This window comes from Streptomyces sp. NBC_00510, assembly GCA_036013505.1.
GTDB lineage: Bacteria > Actinomycetota > Actinomycetes > Streptomycetales > Streptomycetaceae > Actinacidiphila.
The window spans coordinates 9,073,746-9,091,855 of sequence record CP107851.1 but is presented as its reverse complement, the minus strand read 5'-3'; the positions used below and the strand labels follow the sequence as shown (position 1 = coordinate 9,091,855).

Sequence of the window (18,110 nt, the reverse complement as noted above, 5' to 3'; positions counted from 1 at the left end):
CGGCGTGCGCCGGTCCGGGCCCCCGTCGGGGTGGTGCGGTGTCGCGGCCGCTCAGCGGCAGGTGCCCGCGGGGCCGGCCCGGGTCACCAGGTCGGTGTCCGTGGTGGTGGTGTCCATCCACAGGACGCGGCTGCCGGTGCCTGCGGCGGCGTTCGACTGCTGGCCCTTGCTGCAGGAGACCCGGCCCAGCGGGGTGCCCTGCGGGGTGAACTGGTAGAGCTTGGCCAGCGAGTCGTTGTAGTCGTCGAAGACCTGTGAGAACGAGGCGTACACGGTCAGCGTGACCGCGGTGTCCGACGCCGTGAGGCCGAACGCCCGGACGGGGCGCGGGCCCTTCTCCGCGATGACGTCGGTGACGGTGGAACCGTCGACGGACGCCCGGCGCAGGGTGGTGAAGTCGTCGTCGGTGTAGTCGGTGTCGATCAGCCAGTACACCCCGGCAGCGGTGATCACCGGCGTGCTGATCCACTCTGGCTGCGAGGGCGCGCCAAGGGTGGCGGTCTTCCCGGTCCTGGTGTCGAAGACCTCCACGACGACCCCGTAGGTGCCGTCGAACAGACCGTCGTGGATGTACGCGATGCGCCCGTCCTTGACGGCGGGCTCGACGGCCTGGTTGTAGTCCCGGCCGAGCGGCACCTGACGCGGCGTGGTGTCGCCGCCCTTCAGGTACAGGACCTGCTGCAGCGAGGTCGCCTCGTCACGGCGGGACCAGGCGACCGTGTCGCCGTCCACGCTCAGGCCGCTGATCTCCGAGGTGGTGCTGTACAGCGTCTTGACGGCGCCGCCGCCCACGGGCGCGGACAGGATGTCGTAGGTGTGCAGCCAGGGGTCGTCGCCGGGGACGTCGCCGACCGCCACCCACACCACGCGCTTGCCGTCGGTGACCGGGCTGAGGTGGGAGCGTCCGTCGACCGGGGAGATCCGGCGGGGCTTGCCCTTGCCGTCGGTGCGGCCGGTCCACACGGCGTACGGCTCGGTGCCGTCGGCGCTGGACTTGGGGGCGGCCCACCAGTCGCCGTGGGCGCTGGGGCTGTTGCCGGTGCCGACGTACTGCATCAGGGTGCCGAGCCTGCCCATCAGCACGTCGCTGTCGAGGCCGAGGTCCTGCTCCCAGCCGGGGACGATGCCGTGGGCGTCGAAGGCCTTCTTCACCTTGGCCAGGCGGTCGCCCTTGACGTGCAGCGACTTGGCGGCGGCGATGACCGCGTCACGGCCCTCGTCGAAGCCGTCGAGGGGGGTGATGTAGGAGGTGAGGGCCTTGTAGACGATTCTGTCGGCGAGTTCGCCGCCGAGGCTCTCACGGATGTCCCACAGCGAGCCGCTGAAGATCGTGGAGTTGACGTGCACTCCGCCGTTGTCGTAGGACGAGCCGAGGGGCAGCCCGAGGAAGCCCTTCGTGGTGGCGCCGTCGTTGAGGTCGCGGAATGCGCAGTCCTTCGGCGCCCGGGTCCGGCAGAGGTCGCCGCCGATGAGGCCGGCCTCGGGGTCGGTCATGGAGGTGCGGTTGACGGTGACGTCGATGACGTTGCCGAAGTAGTCGGCGATGGCCTCGTTCATGGCGCCGGACTGACCGGCGTAGACGAGGTCGGCGGTGTGCTCGACGACGCCGTGCGTCATCTCGTGGCCGACGACGTCCAGGTCGGAGGCGAGGGAGCGGTACTCGTCGTCACCGGTGCCGTACACCATCTTGGTGTGGTCCCAGAACGCGTTGACGAACGGCGAGCCGAAGTCCGTCACGCCGACCAGGGAGTTGATGGCCATGCCCTTGCCGTCGAGGCTGTCGCGCCCGAAGGTGCCGCGGTAGAACTCGTACACCTTCCCGGCCGCCCAGTGGGCGTCCACCGCCCCGCTGTCGGTCATCTCCTGCGGCGCATTCGTGGTCGGCATCGCGAACGGCACGACGCTCTCCGGCCACTGGCCCGACACGTCCTGGTACCAGACGCTGGAGGCGTCCCAGGTCTGGATGACGTTGTGGCTCGTGCTGTCGGCCATGTGCGCGGTGTCGCGCATCAGGTACTGACCGGTGGCGGCGTCCTTGCTGAGGTTCAGCGGCACGGTGGTGCCGCTGAGCAGGATGCCGCTGCCGGTGACGCCCGCCGATCCGGTCGCGGCCGCGGGCGCGCCGCCCCGCATCGAGGTGCCGCTGCGCATGGACGTGCCGCTGCGGTGCGTGGCGCCGCCGGCGGAGCCGGTGGGCGCGAACGTGGGCAGGCCGCCGTACTCGAAGACCGCGACTCCGGTGGCGGCGTCGACGTAGACCTCCTGGACCACGGGCGCGCCGGTGGCCGGGTCGGTGCCGCGCACGGTGACGTGGCGGGCGAGCACGCCCTTGCCGGTGGGCAGCACGGTCAGCCCGCGGTCGGTGCCGGTCAGGTCGTCCTTGGCGCTCTTGGCGTGCGCGGGACGGTATCCGCCCTTCGCCAGCTCCGCGCGCACCTGACGCACCGCGCCCTGCACGGCGGTGGGGGCGGGGAGGGTGGGGCGGGTAGTGTCGAGGTCGAGGGCGGTGAAGTAGGAGCCGGAGGTGCCGGTGACGGTGCGTTTGCCGTCCTTGTGGTTCATGCGGACGACGTACTGGGCGCCCAGGACGGGGATGCCGCGGTACTTCTGGCCCAGGCGGACGGTCTCGGTGCCGTCGGCGTCGGTGGTGACGGCGTCGGTGGTCAGGTCGCGGTCGGGGGCGGGGATGCGGTAGCGGTCCCGGTGGCCTGCCAGGTGGGTGCGGGCGGCGGTGGCGGCGGGCACGGAGGCGTCGGCCGCGTCGGCGAGGCCGTCGATCAGGGCGGGGGTGTCGGTGGCCGGCTGCGGCGCGGGCACCGCCCCGGTGCCGGTGGTGGGGTCGGCGGCGTGGGCGGGGCCGGTCAGGCCGGTGACGCCCAGGGCGACGGCGGCGGCGAGCAGGACGGACAGGCCGGTGCGGCCGGATCGGTGAACCGGTCTGGGCCGTATGCGTGTTGACATGGACGAATGCCTCCGGCAGCCCGGAGTGACCCGGGCTCGGTAGTGGGACATCGGATGCACGGCGCACCTTCGCGCCCGCGGCTCGCCCTGCACCCTCGTGGTGATCACACCCGGGTGACAAGACGAAAGCCGGGGGGAGTACGCGCAGTTGCACAGATGCGAAGCCGGAGGGCGGGCAGAGGGCGCCGAAGTGCCCGGTGTGGTCCCGGTTCCGGAGGAACGGCCGCTTCGTACGGCCCTGACACCCTCGTCGCGTACGCCCCGCGGACTTCCCCGGGCTCCGGCACCCGGGCGCCCGCACCCGCCGTGCGGCGGCGGCCGGGCCGCCGGATACTGCTCACGAGCGACGCTGGAGGCCGGCAATGGGGCGTTTCGACGGGAAGACCGCGGTGGTCACCGGTGGGACCAGCGGCATCGGGCTGGCCGCCGCCGAGCGCCTGGCCGCGGAGGGCGCGCATGTCTTCCTCACCGGCCGCCGGGAGCCGGAACTGCGCGGCGCGGTCGCGGCGATCGGCCCGGACAGGGCCACCGGTGTGCGCGGCGACGTCGCCGTCCCCGCCGACCTGGACCGGCTGTTCGCCCAGGTCGAGGCCGCCGGACGGCGCATCGACGTCCTCTTCGCCAACGCGGGCGGCGGCAGGCTGGCCCGCCTGGAGGACGTGACGGAGCAGGACTTCGACGACACCTTCGGGGCGAACGTGAAGGGCGTGCTCTTCACCGTCCAGAAGGCGCTGCCGCTCCTCAACGACGGCGCCTCGGTCATCCTCACCGGCTCGACGGCGGGCAGCGGCGGGGCCGAGGGGTTCACCGTCTACAGCGCCTCCAAGGCCGCCGTGCGCTCCTTCGCCAGGACCTGGGCCAACGAGCTCAAGGGCCGGGCCATCCGGGTGAACACCCTGAGCCCCGGACCGGTCGAGACCCCGGGGATCAACAGCCTGGCCCCCGACCCCGAGCAGAACCGCCGCCTGCTGGACACCCTGGTCGGCACGGTGCCGCTCGGCCGCATGGGCCGGCCCGAGGAGGTCGCCGATGCGGTCGCCTTCCTCGCCTCCGACGAGAGCACCTTCGTCACCGGGGTGGAGCTCTTCGTCGACGGCGGCCAGCAGCAGGTGTGAGCCCGCTCCTCCCCCGCTTCCCCCGCTCCGCGAGGCCGCTTCTCAGGCCGTGAAGACCCAATGGTTCCGTACCGTGCGGTCCAGATCCTCCGGAAAGGCGGCGCTTGACACTCCCCGCGGGTCGACTTAGTTTCGTATCGACCACTACATAACTCGCCACCCCCACCCCCTCCTCGCGGCCTCCCGAACGGGGCACGAGGAATACCGGAGGGAGTCCCCTGCGGCGATATGTAACAGATCTTGTTACGTCGGGGGCCGTGGCGATCACTCATCGCGATTCGGAGCAACACCATGGGACAGCTTGACGGCAGGACCGCCATCGTCACGGGCGGCACCAGCGGCATCGGCCTGGCCACCGCGCGGCGGTTCGCCGCCGAGGGCGCGCACGTGTTCGTCACCGGCCGCCGCAAGGACGCGCTCGACGCCGCCGTGGCGGAGATCGGACCCCGGGCCACCGGTGTCCACAGCGACGTCTCGGACCTGGCCGGTCTCGACCGGCTCTACGCCGCGGTCGCCCAGCAGGGGCGGCGCATCGACGTGCTCTTCGCCAACGCGGGCGGTGGCAGCTTCTCCACCCTGGAGCAGGTCACCGAGCAGCACTTCGACGAGATCTTCGCGACCAACGTCAAGGGCCTGCTCTTCACCGTGCAGAAGGCGCTGCCGCTGCTCAACGACGGCGCCTCGGTCATCCTCACCGGCTCCACCGCGGGCTCGGTCGGCAACGAGGCCTTCGGCGTCTACGGGGCGTCCAAGGCGGCGGTGCGCTCCTTCGCCCGGACCTGGGCAGCCGAGCTCAGGGGCCGCTCGATCCGGGTCAACTCCATCAGCCCCGGCACGATCGACACACCCGGCATCGACGGCCTCGCAGCCGACGCCGAGCAGAGGGCGCAGCTCAAGGGCTTCCTCGTCGGCCAGATCCCGCTCGGCCGGATGGGCCGGCCCGAGGAGGTCGCCGCCGCGGCCGTCTTCCTCGCCTCCGACGAGAGCACCTTCATCACCGGCATCGAGCTCTTCGTCGACGGCGGCACCAACCAGGTCTGACCGTCACCGAGGCCTCCCCGTCCGCGGTGGGGAGGCCTCGGCGCCAGCCGTACGCACCGGCACCACCAGCACAGACGGGACACACGCGATGGACATGGGACGGACAGGGATCTGGAGCATCGAGCTGCGCACGGCCGATCCGGGAGCGATCGAGGACGCCGCAGCCGAACTCGACGCGATGGGCTGGGGTGCCTTGTGGATCCCGGGACTCGGCGGCGGCGACATCCTCGGCGACTCGGAACGGCTGCTCCGCGCCACCCGCACCGCGCGCGTCGCGGTCGGAGTGCTCAGCATCTGGCGCCACCGGGCAGCGGAGATGGCTGCGGGACACGCGCGGCTGCAGCAGCGGTACGACCGCCGGCTCCTCCTCGGCCTCGGCGTCAGCGACGCGGCAGCCGCACGCGGCGCGGGGCACCCCTACCGGCCGCTGTCGGACATGGACGCCTACCTGGACGAGCTCGACGGCGCCCCGGCCCCCGTACGGGCCGAGGAGCGCGTCATGGCCGCGCTGGGGCCGAAGATGGTCCGGCTCGCGGGACGACGCACCGCGGGTGTGCACCCGTTCATGGTCACCCCCGAGCACTCGGCGGCGGCCAGGGAACTGCTCGGACCCGGCCCCCTCCTGGCGCCCTATCAGGCGGTCGTGCCGGAGCGCGACCCTGCCAGGGCCCGTGCCGCCGCCCGGGACTTCCTCGGGGCGTTCCTCGCCATGGATCACTACGCCCGCAGCCTGCTCCGCCAGGGCTTCACCGAGGACGACCTGGCCGGCGGCGGCAGCGACCGGCTCATCGACGCCGTCGTGGCCTGGGGGGACACCGAGGCCATCGGCGCCCGCGTCCGCGCCCACCACCAGGCCGGCGCCGATCACGTCTGCCTCCACGTCATCACCGCGGACTCCGCCCTCCCGCTGGCGCGGTGGCGGGAACTCGCCGCCCTCGCCCGCTGAGCCAGGGGCCGGTCAGCGCCGCTGGGCGAGCGTGTCGCGGAGCACGTCGGCGATGGGCTTGGTGTTGACGCTGCCCGCGATCCGCTCCGACGCGGCCGCCGGGCCGTCGTCACGCTGGTCCATCGCCGTCCACGTGAGCACGTGGGCGGCGATGGTCAGCCTGGTGTTGGCGCTCACGCCCGCGGACCTCCCCTTCGGCGGTGTCAGCCGGCCGCCGGCTCCGCGGGCCAGGCGCCCAACGCGAGATCGACGACCCGGTGCAGTTCCTCACGGGTCGCGCCGCCCGCGGCCTGCACGGCGACGCCCTGGTACACCGCGATGAAGTAGCGGGCGAGATCGGCCGGATCGGCGTCGGCGGGCAGTTCCCCGTCCGCCCGCGCCTTCTCCAGCCTCAGCCGGAGCGCCGCCTCGCCGGCCGCCCGGCGGGCGGTGAGTTCCGCGCGCACGGTCTCCGACCCGGGCGACGCGGCGAGGCCTCCCTGAACGGTGAGGCAGCCCGGAGGACAGTCGGGCCGGGTCGTGGCGTCCGCGGCGCCGTGCAGCAGCCGCTCGACGACGCGGCGCGTGTCGGACTCGGCGAACGCCTCGCGGATGTAGCGGGCAGGGCCGTCGGCGTAGTGGTCGAGGACCCGCTTGAACAGCTCCTCCTTGTTGCCGAAGGCGCCGTACAGGCTCGGCGGGTTGATGCCCATGGCCCGGGTCAGGTCCGAGATCCCGGTGCCCTCGTAGCCTTGGCGCCAGAACACCTCGAGCGCCCGGTCCAGCACTTCGTCGACGTCGAAGGCGCGCGGCCGTCCTCCCGCCATGGTGGCCTCCTGCCCGGCGATCTGTAACGACCGTTATGATACCGCGCCGGTCAGGGGCGCGGGAGGCGGGCCGGCGCCGCCCGCCCGATCCGCAGCAGCCCCGACGCGTCCATGCGGGTCTTGGCGAGGAACTCCATCCTCTGCAGGACGGCCAGCATCAGCCTGCCGAGCTCCCGCGGATCGGCCCCCGGATCCAGGTCTCCCTCCCGCTGCGCCTCCTCGACGCACGCGGGTTCGCCAGGGACGCCGCCGGAGGGTCCGGCCGGCCCTCGGATCCACAAATTGCAAAAATCTTCAATTCGCTACATGATGATCCCGCTGTGCCGTAACGGGAAACGCGGGGCACGGCTGCGGGCCGTTCCCGGCAACCGGCCGGGGCGAGGGACGACGGGGCCGGTGTCTTCGCACGGTGACTTGGCTGGCAGGGCGAATCTGGGGCTCCGTACGCGCGTTGCTGCCCGCGCGGGGCGATCTGACGGCGATGCGGCGGCAGCCCCGCCGCGACCTGCTCGCCGGATTGACCGTGGCGGTGGTGGCCCTGCCGCTCGCGCTGGCGTTCGGAGTCTCCTCAGGGCTCGGGGCGGAGGCCGGACTGGCCACGGCTGTGGTGGCGGGGTCGGTGGCGGCCCTGTTCGGCGGATCGAACGTGCAGGTCTCCGGGCCGACCGGGGCGATGACCGTAGTGCTGGTCCCCATCGTCGCCCGGTACGGGCCCGGCGGGGTCCTGACCGTGGGCCTGATGGCCGGTGCGCTGCTCATCGGGCTGGCCCTGCTGCGCGCCGGCCGGTACATGCGCTACGTGCCGGCGCCCGTCGTGGAGGGCTTCACCCTCGGGATCGCGTGTGTGATCGGGCTGCAGCAGGTGCCGGCGGCCCTCGGGGTGCCCACGCCGGACGGCGAGAAGGCCGCGGCCGTGGCCCTGCGGGCCGTACGGGAGTTCCTGGCCCACCCCCACTGGGCGTCCCTCGCGCTCTCGGCGGCGGTGGCCGGCACCATCTTGGCGGGTGCCAGGTGGCGCCCGCGCCTGCCGTTCTCGTTGCCGGCCGTCGTCGTGGTCACGATCGCCGCCGAGGCCGCGGACCTTCCGGTGGCACACATCGGGCACCTGCCGTCCGGCCTGCCCGCGCCTTCCCTGGGGTTCCTCGACCCGGGCGCGCTCCCCTCACTGCTGGCACCGGCCGTGGCGGTCGCGGCCCTGGCCGCCCTGGAGTCGCTGCTGTCGGCGACCGTCGCGGACGGGATGACGCGCGGACAGTGCCACGACCCGGACCGGGAATTGTTCGGCCAGGGCCTGGCGAACCTGGTCGTCCCGCTGTTCGGCGGGGTGCCGGCCACGGCGGCGATCGCCCGCACCGCCGTCAACGTCCGTACCGGAGCGGGCTCGCGGCTGGCCGCGCTGACCCACGCCGCCGTCCTGGCGGTGATCGTCTTCGTCGCCGCTCCGCTGGTGGGGAGCATCCCGCTGGCGGCGCTAGCAGGGGTGCTGCTCGCCACCGCGATCCGGATGGTCGAGGTCGGATCGCTGCGAGCGATGGCCCGGGCGACCCGCGCCGACGGCGCGGTCCTGCTGCTGACCGCGGCCGCGACGCTGGCCGTGGACCTGACGTACGCGGTCGTCATCGGGCTGGTGGTGGCCGGGGCCCTGGCGCTGCGCGCGGTGGCGCGGCAGGTCCGGCTGGATCGGGTGCCGCTGCACGAGGGTCCGGCGGACGGGCACGGCGCCGGGGAACACGCCCTGCTCGCCGAGCACATCGTGGCCTTCCGCATCGACGGACCCCTGTTCTTCGCCGCCGCCCACCGTTCCCTGCTCGAACTCACCGAGGTCGCCGACGTGTCGGTGGTCATCCTGCGGCTCTCCCGCGTCACCCACGTCGACGCCACCGGCGCCCTGGTCCTCAAGGACGCCATCGAGCGGCTGAACCGCCGCGGCATCACGGTGCTGGCGTCCGGCCTCCGGCCCGGACAGCGGCACGCGCTGGACGCGCTGGGCGTGCTGGACGCGCTGCGGGACGCGGACCTGGTGCACGCCACGGCCCCGGAGGCCGTCCGCGCGGCCCGCGCCCGGTTGCACCGGGCCGGTGTGCTGCGGGGGGAGGCCGCCGGATGAGTCCCGCGTCCCGCATGACCGACCTGACCGGGGCGGAGGCGCTGTGGCTGCTGGAAGGGGCCGGCAGCGGCCGCCTGGTGTACCTGCTGCGCGGCACGGTGGTCGTCCGCCCCGCCGTACACGTCCTGGAGTACGGCGCGCTCGTCGTCCGCGCACCCGTCCCGCTCACCGCGGTGACGCAGGGCGGCGACGTGACGTACCACTGCGACCGGTTCCACCGGGCCTCGGGCACCGGCTGGTCGGTCACGGCCACCGGACCCGCCCAGGACCTCAGCGACGCCCACGAGGCCGCCCACTACCGGCGCACGCTCAGCGGCTGGGTCCACGGCCCGCACGACACCCTGCTGCGGATCCACCCCCTCACGCTCCAGGGGCACCGGCTCGGCGGCGCCCGGTGACCGCTCGCGCCATGCTGCAGCGCCGCCATGTGCTGACCCTCCCGACGGCGCCCCTGTCCGTGACCGTGGCCCGCAGGACGGGCGAGTACGTCTACACCTCCTGGGGCGTCGGCCCGGGCGACGCGGTGCTGGGCCGGGCCCTGCTGATCCTCAGCGAACTGGTCGCGAACAGCGTCCGGCACGCCGCCGGGGTCTCCCCCAGCCTGGACGTCGTCTACGCGACGGGCGGCGGGGTGCTCGCCCTCGCCGTGTACGACCTGCATCCCCACCGGCCGGACCTGCTCCGCGCCGCCGCGACCGGAGGCGGGCTGGCCATGGTCGCCGAGGTCACCGCCGAATGCGGGGGCACCGCCGCGGTGCTCCCCGACCCCGGCACCGGCGGCAAGGGCATATGGGTCACCCTGCCGCTGCACACGGCGTGAACCCGTGGCCCCCTCACTTGGGAGCGTGCTGCCCCAGGTAGAACAGCAGGGTGATGAAACCGGCGATGAAGTGGGTGACGAAGACGTAGACGAGGACGCGCAGCAGCCCCGCCCGCTGCTTGTACTTCTCGCCGCTCGTGTCCCTACCGGAGCCGGTCCCGGCGCTCACGCGGCGTCACCGGCCTTGCCGGGCGGGCCGGGCGGGCCGGGCGTACGGACGGCGGGGCCTTCCTCGGTCTGCTTCAGCTCGGCCAGCAGGTCCTGCTGCCCGGTCAGCAGCTCCGTGAGGATCCTGCGGGCCGCCCGGAGCAGTTCCGCCACGTCGCCGCCCGCCAGCTCGTACACCACGGTGGAGCCGGTGCGCGTGGCGGTCACGATGCCGGAGCGGCGCAGTACGGCGAGCTGCTGGGAGAGGCTGGAGGGCTCGATCTCCATGGCGTTGAGGAGGTCCCGCACCGGCTTGGGCCCGTCCTGCAGGAGTTCCAGGACGCGGATGCGCACGGGGTGCCCGAGCATGCGGAAGAACTCCGCCTTGGCCTGGTAGAGCGGAACCTGCACCCGGACCACCCGTACCTTCTGGAGAGATTCGCCAATTGAAGAACTCTTCAATCCTAGCCCACCGTGATGCGGGGGCCTGGCGCGAGGCCGGGGTGAGAGCCTGGCCTCCACGACCGCGACGCAGGAAGTGGGCATCAGTGACCGACGACGACCGCGTGGGCCCGCCGCTGCTCGGCGGGGAGCGCGAGACGCTCCGGGCGTTCCTCGACTACCACCGGGCCACGCTGGCCATGAAGTGCCGGGGGCTCACGGACGAGGAACTGCGGCGGCAGTCGATGCCTCCGTCCACGCTCTCGCTGCTCGGGCTCGTCCGGCACATGGCGGAGGTGGAACGCGCCTGGTTCCGCCGGGTGTTCGAGGACAACGACGCGCCCATGGTCTGGTCCGACAGGATCGACTTCCAGGCGGCCTACGACGCGAGCGCGTCCACCCGCGCCGAGGCCTTCACGGCCTGGGAGGCCGAGGTGGCGAACTCCCGGCGGATCGAGGAGGCGGCCGGGTCCCTGGACCTGGCCGGGCACCAGCCGCGCTGGGGCGAGGACGTCTCCCTGCGGATGGTCATGGTGCACGTGCTCCTGGAGTACGGCCGTCACAACGGGCACGCGGACTTCCTCCGCGAGGGCGTCGACGGCGCCGTAGGGGCCTGACCGGCCCCGCGCGCGGTCCGGGAACCGGCCGTCAGGGAACCGGCCGCATGTCCGCGCCGTAGAGGGTGCGGTAGTCGGGGACGACGACGCGCGTCGCGGGCGACTCGCGGCGGACCTGCGCGGTGAAGGCCCCGACGTCCGCCGACGGGTCGGGCCTCGGCTCCAGGTCCAGCGGCCGCTCGAAGTCGTCCCAGTGCACGGGCACGACGACGCCGGGGTCGCCGAGCGCCCGCAGCAACCGGGGGACGTACTGGTGCGTCGAGGCGCTGGTCGGTACGGCGACCATGGCCAGGTCCGGGCGCAGTCCCCGGGCCGCGCGCTCGCTGAAGTCACTGGCGCCCATCAGGAACGCCGAGGGCCCCTCGGCACCTGCCGTGACCTGGAAGGCGAGGGTGTCGCCCTCAGGAAGGTCGGCGATGGTCTCCGGGCGGGCCGGGGGCGGTGCGGCGTGCCTGCCGGGGGCGAAGTAGGAGTACCCCTTGTTCCGGCTGTGGAGGCTCGCGACGACCTCCACCACGATGCCGTCGAAGTCCAGCACTTCGCCGCCCTTCACCACCGAGATCCGCGCCGGGTCGACGCCGAGGGCGACCAGCAGGTGGTAGGTGGTCTCCGTGCCGACGACCCGGGCGCCGGTGGAGGAGGCGATGTACGGCACGTCGGCGAGGTGGTCCCAGTGCGAGTGGCTGACGAGCACGAGTTCGGGGTGGCCGACGCGCTCCCGGACCGCGGCCTCATCGGTCCGCAGCCGGGTGGCGGGGTCGAAGGCCCCGGTGAAGAGCCCGGTGGGGAACCGTGTGACGTAAGGGTCGAAGAGCACGGTCCGGCCGGAGACGTCGATGCGCCAGCCCGCGGTGCCCAGCCAGCGGAAGGTCGCCGCGCCGGCGTCCGGGGCCCCGCGCCGGGCCGCGGGTGCCGCCGCTGCCGCCGTGGACACCGTGCCCGGCAGCAGCGGGGTGGTCGCGGACAGCGCGGCACCCCGCAGCATCGTGCGCCGTCCGAACCTCTTCACGTCTCGTGCGTCACTGTCGTCGCTCATGGCCTCAGAAGATCAAGGCAGGGGCGCCCGCGTCCAAGACCGGAATTCCGCACGCCTGATACGCGATCCACTATGAGTGCAGGTCAGCGGCGGTTGGCCCGCAGGAAGTCCACCGCGATCCGGGCGGCCGCGCCGATCGCGGAGTCCACCGCGGGGCGTACCGCGGTCAGTTCGCGGGTGCGGGCGAAGACGGCGACCGCGTAGCGCCCGCCGTCCGGGTGGCCGACGACCCCCGCCTCCAGGTGCAGACCGGGCAGCGTGCCGGTCTTGGCGGCCACCGTCACCTCGCCGGGGAAGCCGGAGACCATCCGGTGCCGGAAGACCTGCCGGCCCATCAGCTCCCTGACCCAGGCGCAGGCCTGCGGCGGGCCGGCCTCGTCTCGCCAGATGAGCCCGAGCAGCCGGGTGATCTCCCGGGGCGTGCCGGCGTTGGTCCGCGTGGGGTCCAGGACGGCCAGCCGTCGCTTCCGTTCCTCCGGCAGGGCGGGCCAACGGGCCGCGAACTCCGCTTCGGTGCCGGCCCCGACGTCGGCGAGCATCGACTCCAGGACGTCCCGGGGGCCGCCCACGAGCCGGATGCCGGTGAGCCCGAGCTCCTCGACGAGGAGCCGTACGGTGTCCAGTCCGATCCGGGCCAGCAGCAGGTCCGCCGCGGTGTTGTCGCTGACCGACATCGCGAAGTGGGCGAGATCGCGGAGCGAGAGTTCGACGTCGTCGGCGCATCCCGCGGTACCCCAGCCGCCGAGCCGGTCGGCCTCGGTGACCCGTACGCGCTCACGGGGGTCGAGCTGGCCGGCGGCCACCTGGCGGGCGAACTCCAGCACCAGGAGGATCTTCACGACCGACGCGAGGACGACGGGCTCGTCCGCGCCGACGGCGACCTCGGCCGTGTCGCCGGCTCCCGCACCGACCGCTACGGCGTGCAGCAGCCCTTCGGCGCCCGCCGCCGCGAACACCTCCCGGATGTCCTCCTCGACCATCAACAGCCTCCTCGCGTAGGGTCCTTGATCGTGGATCTCTTGCGCCACCTGCGTATCTTCGTCGCCGTCGCGGAGGAACTGCACTTCGGCCGCGCCGCCGACCGGCTGGGCACGGCACAGCCGCCGGTCAGCCAGGCGGTGCGCGCGCTGGAGCGGGAGCTCGGTGCGGAGCTGTTCGACCGGTCGCGGCGCCGTACCGCGCTGACCTCGGCGGGGACGCTGCTGCTGGAGGAGGCGAGGGAACTCCTGGCCCGTGAGGACCGCCTGCGGGCCCTGGCGCGGCGTGCCGCCGACGGGGGCCTGGGCACCCTGCGGGCGGCCGTACCCACCGGCACCACGGCGGCGGTGGTCTCCGCGCTGCTCGCCGCGTGCACGGAGCACGCGCCGGGTCTGGCGGTCGATCTGCGGGAGGCGACCACCGCGGAGCAGCTACGGCTCCTCGGTGCGGGCGGCCTCGACGTCGGCCTCGTCCACCGCCCGGTGGAGGCGGCCGGACTGCGGCTCGGCCCGGAGGTCGCCTTCGACCTGGGAGTCGTCCTCCCCCGTGCCTCGCCGGTGGCCCGCGGTCCGCAGGTGTCCCTCGCCGATCTGTCCGGCCAGGATCTCGTGGTGTTCCCGCGCGACGAGGCTCCCGGCTGGTACGACCGGCTGCTGGAGGGCTGCCGCGCGGCGGGCTTCGTCCCCGGTGGCGTCCGGCACGCCTCGAGCCCCGAGTTCCTGCTCGCCCTCGTCGCGGCGGGCGGCGGCGTCGCCTTCGACCAGGGCGCCGCGGCCCGCAGGGAGCCACGCGTGGCCTGGCGGCCGCTGTCCGGACGTCCCCTCGCCCGCCGGATCGGCGGCGCCTGGCCCGCCGGCCCCTCCGCGCACCCCGCGGCCCCGCGCTTCGCGGCGCTCGCCGCGCGCGTGCTGGCCCGGCACGGTGCGGTGGCCCACGAGCGCCGCGCAGGCCCGTCGGCCCCGCCGGACGGGCCGCCACGGCCGTGGTCGGTGGTGTTCGGCTGAGACGGCGGCGTGCCCCGGGCACGGCCGGGGTGGCCGATCACGCGGACGCCGGAGAAGCTGGGCGTACGGAAGCCCGTGAACGGACCGAGGTGATCACCGATGGCGGACGAGAGCGTGAACCATCCGGGTCTGATCGTCCCGGTCGGCCACGTCGAACCCGTCCCACGGCGCATCCGGGCGCTGGTCGGGGGCCGTACCGTTTTCGACACCCGGCATGCCATGTACGTGTGGGAGTGGCCCGGCTATCCGCAGTACAGCATCCCGGTCAAGGACCTGACCGAGGGGGTGCTCACCGACGACGGCCGGGCCGGCCGGCTGGGCCCCGGCCCGGCACGCCGCCACTCGCTGCGCGTCGGCTCCGAGGTCCGCGAGGGCGCGGCCTGGGTCTGGGACGAAGGCGCCCCGGACCGACTGCTGGGCACCGCGCGCTTCCGCTGGGAGGCCCTCGACGCCTGGTACGAGGAGGACGAGCAGGTCTTCGTCCACCCGCGGAGCCCCTACACCCGCGTGGACGCCCTGCGCTCCTCCAGCAGCGTCCGTGTGGAGATCGACGGCACCGTCCTCGCCGACGCGCCGCACGCGGTGACGCTGTTCGAGACCGGCCTGCCGACCCGCTACTACGTCGAGCGCGTGCACGTCGACTGGACCCGACTGCGTCCCTCCGACACGGTCACGCGCTGCCCGTACAAGGGCACGACGAGCGGCTACTGGTCGTTCGACGGCGACGTCGCCACCCACAAGGACATCGCCTGGGCGTACGACTTCCCCACGGTGGCGTGCGCCCCCGTCGCGGGGATGGTCGCGTTCTACAACGAGCACGTGGACCTGTACGTCGACGGCGCGCCGCTCCCCCGCCCCACCGCGATGTCCCGGGCGGAGTGGGACCGGCGTCGCCTCGGAAAGCCCTGAAACGCCCGCGCCGGGCACGGCGGGCGGCGAATTAGGCTGGCCGCATGTCTCAGCAGGTCGAAGTCGTGCAATTGCTGGTGTCGCCCGCGCACCGGTACACGGGGCGGCCGTCGGAGGGGCCGTCGGCGGCGCCGGACGGGGAGCTCGTGCGGAGCGCCGAGGTGCGGAGCGGGCTCGGGCTCGTGGGCGACCGCTACTACGCGCGGCCGGCCCATCGGAACGCCGCCGTCACCCTCATGGCGGCGGAGAGCCTGCCGCTGGACATCGCCCCGGAGACCGACCTGCGGCACACCCGCCGCAACGTGCTGCTCCGCGGCGTCGACATCGACGCTTACGTGGGCACGACCGTGTCCCTGGACACCGGGGCGGGGCCCGTCCTGTTCGCGGTGCGGCGCCCCGCCCGGCCCTGCGCCTGGATGGACGCCGTCATCGGTCCGGGGGCGCAGCGCGCGCTGCGCGGCAAGGGCGGGGTGCGGTGCACGCCGCTGAGCGACGGCGTGCTAACGCTGGGGCCGGCGGAGTTCCGGGTCGTGGAGGACGAGAGGGAGACGGCGTAGCGGGGGTGTGCCGGCCCCGTCACGGGGTGCCACGGGAACCGGATCCCGCGGCCCGGCGTCGTTGCTGCGTGCGATCACTGAGGCGGACGGTTCACGAGCGGGCGGATCACGGGCGGATGGATCAGGGGCGGATGGACGCGGCGGGGAACGGCCGCGGATGGCGCGGCCCGCGGCGGTGGGACGGGCTCCTGGTGGCGCTTCCGCTCCTGCTGGCGCTGCTGCTCGTGTGCCACGCCTCGGTGCCGAACGGCCCCGGCCGGTGGGGGAGCCTGCTGGAGACGTTCCTGCCGTGGCTGGGGCTCGGCATCCCGTTGCTGCTGTGCGCGGCCCTGTTGCGGCGCTCGGGAGTCGCCCTGTGCGCGCTCCTGGTACCGCTGGCGGCATGGCTCGCGGTCTTCGGTGATCCGCTGGGCCCGCGCGGCGGTTCCGGGGACGACCCCGTCGCGGTGCAGCACAACGTCAGTGACGAGAACGCCGATCCGGCGGGTACGGCCGGGCAACTGGTGGCGGCGGAACCGGACTTGATCGCCCTCCAGGAGCTGACGCCGGCCCTGCTGCCGGACTTCGGCGCCGTCCTGGACGCGGCCTTCCCCCATCACGTGCGCTTCGGCACGGTCGGGCTGTGGTCCCGGTATCCCCTGGTGGACGGGCGCAGGATCGACATCCGGCCCGCGGACCTCGGCGAGGACTGGGACCGGGGCCTACGGGCGACCGCCTGGATGCCGCAGGGGGACGTCGCCGTGTACGTGGCCCACCTGCCCTCGCTCCGCCTCGGCCCGTCCGGGTTCGGTTCCGGCAGGCGGGACGAGAGCGCGGCCCTCCTCGGCGCCGCGATCGCGGCCGAGCGGCTGGACCGGGTGATCCTGCTCGGGGACCTCAACGGCACGGTCGAGGACCGCGGGCTCGCCCCGCTCACCTCGCGGCTGGACGCCCCGGAGTCGGGGCTGGCGTTCAGCTGGCCGGGGCGGTTCCCGCTGGCCCGGATCGACCAGGTCCTGGCGCGGTCCGCGACGGTCTCGGACGTACGGACCCTGCCGGCGACCGGGAGCGACCACCTGCCCGTCGCGGCCCGCATCCGGTTCTGATCGCGGGCGGTCGAATCCCGTTCCCGGACACGGGCCTGACGACCCGTCCGAGGTGGGGCGGACTTCGCTCCGCAGCCATGTCGGGGCACGGCAAAGCGCACTGACGAAGTGTCAGCCAATGTGGGGTCCGATGCCCCGAGACTCCACCGCCCTGCTGCCGCAAGATTAGCTGATGCCTCGTCACCCGGTTGGACATCTCTTCACATTTTTCTTATTCGGGCCATCACGCCGCCCCTGACCTGCATGAACGTCCCGGCTGCGGCACGGCCCCACCCCATTCGGCCCTACCCCTCCGCCGGTCTCGGGGTGCGGAGCGGCTGCGGATGATCGCCATATAGGTCTCGAGGACGCGCTGGCAGTCGTGCCGGGGGCCACATCCCGCCTGCCCCGTCCACAAGGAGGTTCAGCTCCATGCGTGGTGCTCGCATCCTGGCGATGGCGACGATGACCGCTGCGGCGGTCGTCCTTCCGAACGCGCAGGCCTTCGCCGTGGTCGACGTCAACGTCGCCCAGAACGGACGCTCCGTCACCGTCACCGCCAGTTCGGAGGTTTGCCAGGCGCCCGGCGCGATGGTGAACGCCAACGCCTTCCCGTCCGGCCTGCTGCGCAACGCCCTGTCCCTCAGCGCGGCGACCCCGGGCGGCCCCCTGACCGGCACGTTCACGATTCCCGACGACGCGCCGGCCAACACGTACACCATCACCGTCAGCTGCATGATCGGCCCGAAGTCCGACCAGGGCAGCGTCGGCACCCTGACCGTTCCGACTACGACCAGCACGGAGGGTGACCGCGACGGCGGAACCACCACGGAGAACAACGGCACCAACACGAACAACAACACCAACAACAACAACAACTACGACAACGACGACGAGTACGGGGACGACTACGAGGACGACTACGGCAACTACGGCCGTGGCCACAGCCGCGACAAGTGCTCGTGGGGCGGGCAGGGCCGGGGCGGCCACGGCGGCCGGGGTGACGACCGCGGTGACGACGACAACGGCCGCGGCGGCTACGGCGACCGGGGTGGCAACGGCGACCGCGGCGGCTACGGCGACCGGGGACGCGACCACGACCGCAAGTGCTACAAGAAGCGTCACCACGGCCACGACCGTGACAACGACCGGGACAACGACAACGACTACGGCAACGACAATGACAACGACAACGACAACAACGGCGGCGCGCCCGACACCGGCTTCGGCGGTTCGACCGGCATGAACACCGCCGAGAGCCTCACCGGCGCCTCCCTCCTCGCCGCCGCGGCGGCGGGCGGCGTGTTCCTCCTGCGCCGGCGTCGCACGCAGGGTGGCGAGGCCTGACCCTCCCGCATCCCCGCGCACGGCACTCCGCCCCGGGCCCGCACACGGGCCCGGGGCGGGCTGCTGTCCGCCGCCGGCCGGCCGTACCGTACCGCCCCCGTCACGGCCCGGGCCCGCCCGCCCGCGGTTCACTCCACCGGGCTACGCGAACGCTCCCGCCGGACACGCTGCGTGGTGCACTGATCACGCACCGGAAGGTGAAGGAGAGACGTGG

At 73.5% G+C, this 18,110-nt stretch carries 20 protein-coding genes; 12 read left to right on the top strand and 8 right to left on the bottom strand.

Going from position 1 to position 18,110, the window contains the following annotated elements; all coding sequences use genetic code 11:
- Positions 1-51: 51 nt before the first annotated feature.
- Complete coding sequence (locus tag OG937_41575; GenBank protein ID WUD77743.1) at positions 52-2,961, bottom strand: M4 family metallopeptidase; 2,910 nt, start codon at positions 2,959-2,961, stop codon at positions 52-54.
- 362 nt (positions 2,962-3,323) lie between these two features.
- On the opposite strand from OG937_41575, the gene OG937_41570 reads away from it, so the two are divergent.
- The 3 genes from OG937_41570 (at position 3,324) to OG937_41560 (ending at position 6,063) form a co-directional block, all read left to right on the top strand.
- Positions 3,324-4,076, top strand: coding sequence for an SDR family oxidoreductase (locus tag OG937_41570; protein WUD77742.1), 753 nt, complete (start codon positions 3,324-3,326; stop codon positions 4,074-4,076).
- 291 nt (positions 4,077-4,367) lie between these two features.
- Positions 4,368-5,117 carry a glucose 1-dehydrogenase gene (locus OG937_41565; GenBank protein ID WUD77741.1) on the top strand — a complete coding sequence of 250 codons (750 nt, stop codon included), beginning with the start codon at positions 4,368-4,370 and terminating at the stop codon, positions 5,115-5,117.
- An 88-nt stretch (positions 5,118-5,205) separates the two neighbouring features.
- Complete coding sequence (locus OG937_41560; GenBank protein WUD77740.1) at positions 5,206-6,063, top strand: TIGR03620 family F420-dependent LLM class oxidoreductase; 858 nt, start codon at positions 5,206-5,208, stop codon at positions 6,061-6,063.
- Between the two features lie 12 nt (positions 6,064-6,075).
- On the opposite strand, the gene OG937_41555 is transcribed toward OG937_41560, so the two are convergent.
- Genes OG937_41555 through OG937_41545 form a run of 3 tightly spaced genes read right to left on the bottom strand, consistent with a single transcriptional unit; the run spans position 6,076 to position 7,150 of the window.
- Positions 6,076-6,240: a hypothetical protein gene (locus tag OG937_41555; protein WUD77739.1), complete on the bottom strand. Its 165-nt coding sequence runs from the start codon at positions 6,238-6,240 to the stop codon at positions 6,076-6,078.
- 26 nt (positions 6,241-6,266) lie between these two features.
- Positions 6,267-6,869: a TetR/AcrR family transcriptional regulator gene (locus tag OG937_41550; GenBank protein WUD77738.1), complete on the bottom strand. Its 603-nt coding sequence runs from the start codon at positions 6,867-6,869 to the stop codon at positions 6,267-6,269.
- A 50-nt stretch (positions 6,870-6,919) separates the two neighbouring features.
- Positions 6,920-7,150: a hypothetical protein gene (locus tag OG937_41545; GenBank protein WUD77737.1), complete on the bottom strand. Its 231-nt coding sequence runs from the start codon at positions 7,148-7,150 to the stop codon at positions 6,920-6,922.
- Between the two features lie 200 nt (positions 7,151-7,350).
- Here OG937_41545 and OG937_41540 point away from each other — a divergent pair, with 200 nt between their 5' ends.
- Genes OG937_41540 through OG937_41530 form a run of 3 tightly spaced genes read left to right on the top strand, consistent with a single transcriptional unit; the run spans position 7,351 to position 9,796 of the window.
- Positions 7,351-8,976 carry a SulP family inorganic anion transporter gene (locus OG937_41540; GenBank protein WUD79044.1) on the top strand — a complete coding sequence of 542 codons (1,626 nt, stop codon included), beginning with the start codon at positions 7,351-7,353 and terminating at the stop codon, positions 8,974-8,976.
- Positions 8,973-9,374, top strand: a complete 402-nt coding sequence (locus OG937_41535; GenBank protein WUD77736.1) for a pyridoxamine 5'-phosphate oxidase family protein — start codon at positions 8,973-8,975, stop codon at positions 9,372-9,374. Before OG937_41540 ends, OG937_41535 begins: the two co-directional genes overlap by 4 nt.
- Positions 9,375-9,385: 11 nt before the next feature.
- The gene (locus tag OG937_41530) at positions 9,386-9,796 is read left to right on the top strand and encodes an ATP-binding protein (protein WUD77735.1); all 411 of its coding nucleotides are present in this window, start codon (positions 9,386-9,388) and stop codon (positions 9,794-9,796) included.
- A gap of 13 nt (positions 9,797-9,809) precedes the next feature.
- On the opposite strand, the gene OG937_41525 is transcribed toward OG937_41530, so the two are convergent.
- A complete protein-coding gene (locus OG937_41525; GenBank protein ID WUD77734.1) occupies positions 9,810-9,965 on the bottom strand; it encodes a DUF6126 family protein in 156 nt (51 codons plus the stop codon).
- A complete protein-coding gene (locus tag OG937_41520) occupies positions 9,962-10,354 on the bottom strand; it encodes a metalloregulator ArsR/SmtB family transcription factor (GenBank protein WUD77733.1) in 393 nt (130 codons plus the stop codon). Before OG937_41520 ends, OG937_41525 begins: the two co-directional genes overlap by 4 nt.
- Before the next feature lie 137 nt (positions 10,355-10,491).
- On the opposite strand from OG937_41520, the gene OG937_41515 reads away from it, so the two are divergent.
- On the top strand, positions 10,492-11,001 hold the full coding sequence (locus OG937_41515; GenBank protein WUD77732.1) for a DinB family protein: 510 nt from the start codon (positions 10,492-10,494) through the stop codon (positions 10,999-11,001).
- 31 nt (positions 11,002-11,032) lie between these two features.
- Here OG937_41515 and OG937_41510 read toward each other — a convergent pair whose 3' ends face one another.
- Both OG937_41510 and OG937_41505 read right to left on the bottom strand, forming a co-directional pair.
- On the bottom strand, positions 11,033-12,037 hold the full coding sequence (locus OG937_41510) for an MBL fold metallo-hydrolase (protein WUD77731.1): 1,005 nt from the start codon (positions 12,035-12,037) through the stop codon (positions 11,033-11,035).
- An 83-nt stretch (positions 12,038-12,120) separates the two neighbouring features.
- On the bottom strand, positions 12,121-13,017 hold the full coding sequence (locus OG937_41505) for a class A beta-lactamase-related serine hydrolase (GenBank protein WUD77730.1): 897 nt from the start codon (positions 13,015-13,017) through the stop codon (positions 12,121-12,123).
- 30 nt (positions 13,018-13,047) lie between these two features.
- Here OG937_41505 and OG937_41500 point away from each other — a divergent pair, with 30 nt between their 5' ends.
- The 5 genes from OG937_41500 to OG937_41480 all read left to right on the top strand — a co-directional run bounded on the left by OG937_41500 (position 13,048) and on the right by OG937_41480 (position 17,896).
- Positions 13,048-14,019 (top strand): LysR family transcriptional regulator, encoded by a 972-nt coding sequence (locus OG937_41500; GenBank protein ID WUD77729.1) that lies wholly within the window; start codon positions 13,048-13,050, stop codon positions 14,017-14,019.
- A gap of 99 nt (positions 14,020-14,118) precedes the next feature.
- On the top strand, positions 14,119-14,928 hold the full coding sequence (locus OG937_41495; protein ID WUD77728.1) for a DUF427 domain-containing protein: 810 nt from the start codon (positions 14,119-14,121) through the stop codon (positions 14,926-14,928).
- Positions 14,929-14,972: 44 nt separating this feature from the next.
- Positions 14,973-15,485 carry a molybdenum cofactor biosysynthesis protein gene (locus tag OG937_41490; protein WUD77727.1) on the top strand — a complete coding sequence of 171 codons (513 nt, stop codon included), beginning with the start codon at positions 14,973-14,975 and terminating at the stop codon, positions 15,483-15,485.
- 131 nt (positions 15,486-15,616) lie between these two features.
- Positions 15,617-16,570, top strand: coding sequence for an endonuclease/exonuclease/phosphatase family protein (locus OG937_41485; GenBank protein ID WUD79043.1), 954 nt, complete (start codon positions 15,617-15,619; stop codon positions 16,568-16,570).
- A 411-nt stretch (positions 16,571-16,981) separates the two neighbouring features.
- A complete protein-coding gene (locus tag OG937_41480) occupies positions 16,982-17,896 on the top strand; it encodes a hypothetical protein (GenBank protein WUD77726.1) in 915 nt (304 codons plus the stop codon).
- The last annotated feature ends 214 nt before the right edge of the window (positions 17,897-18,110 follow it).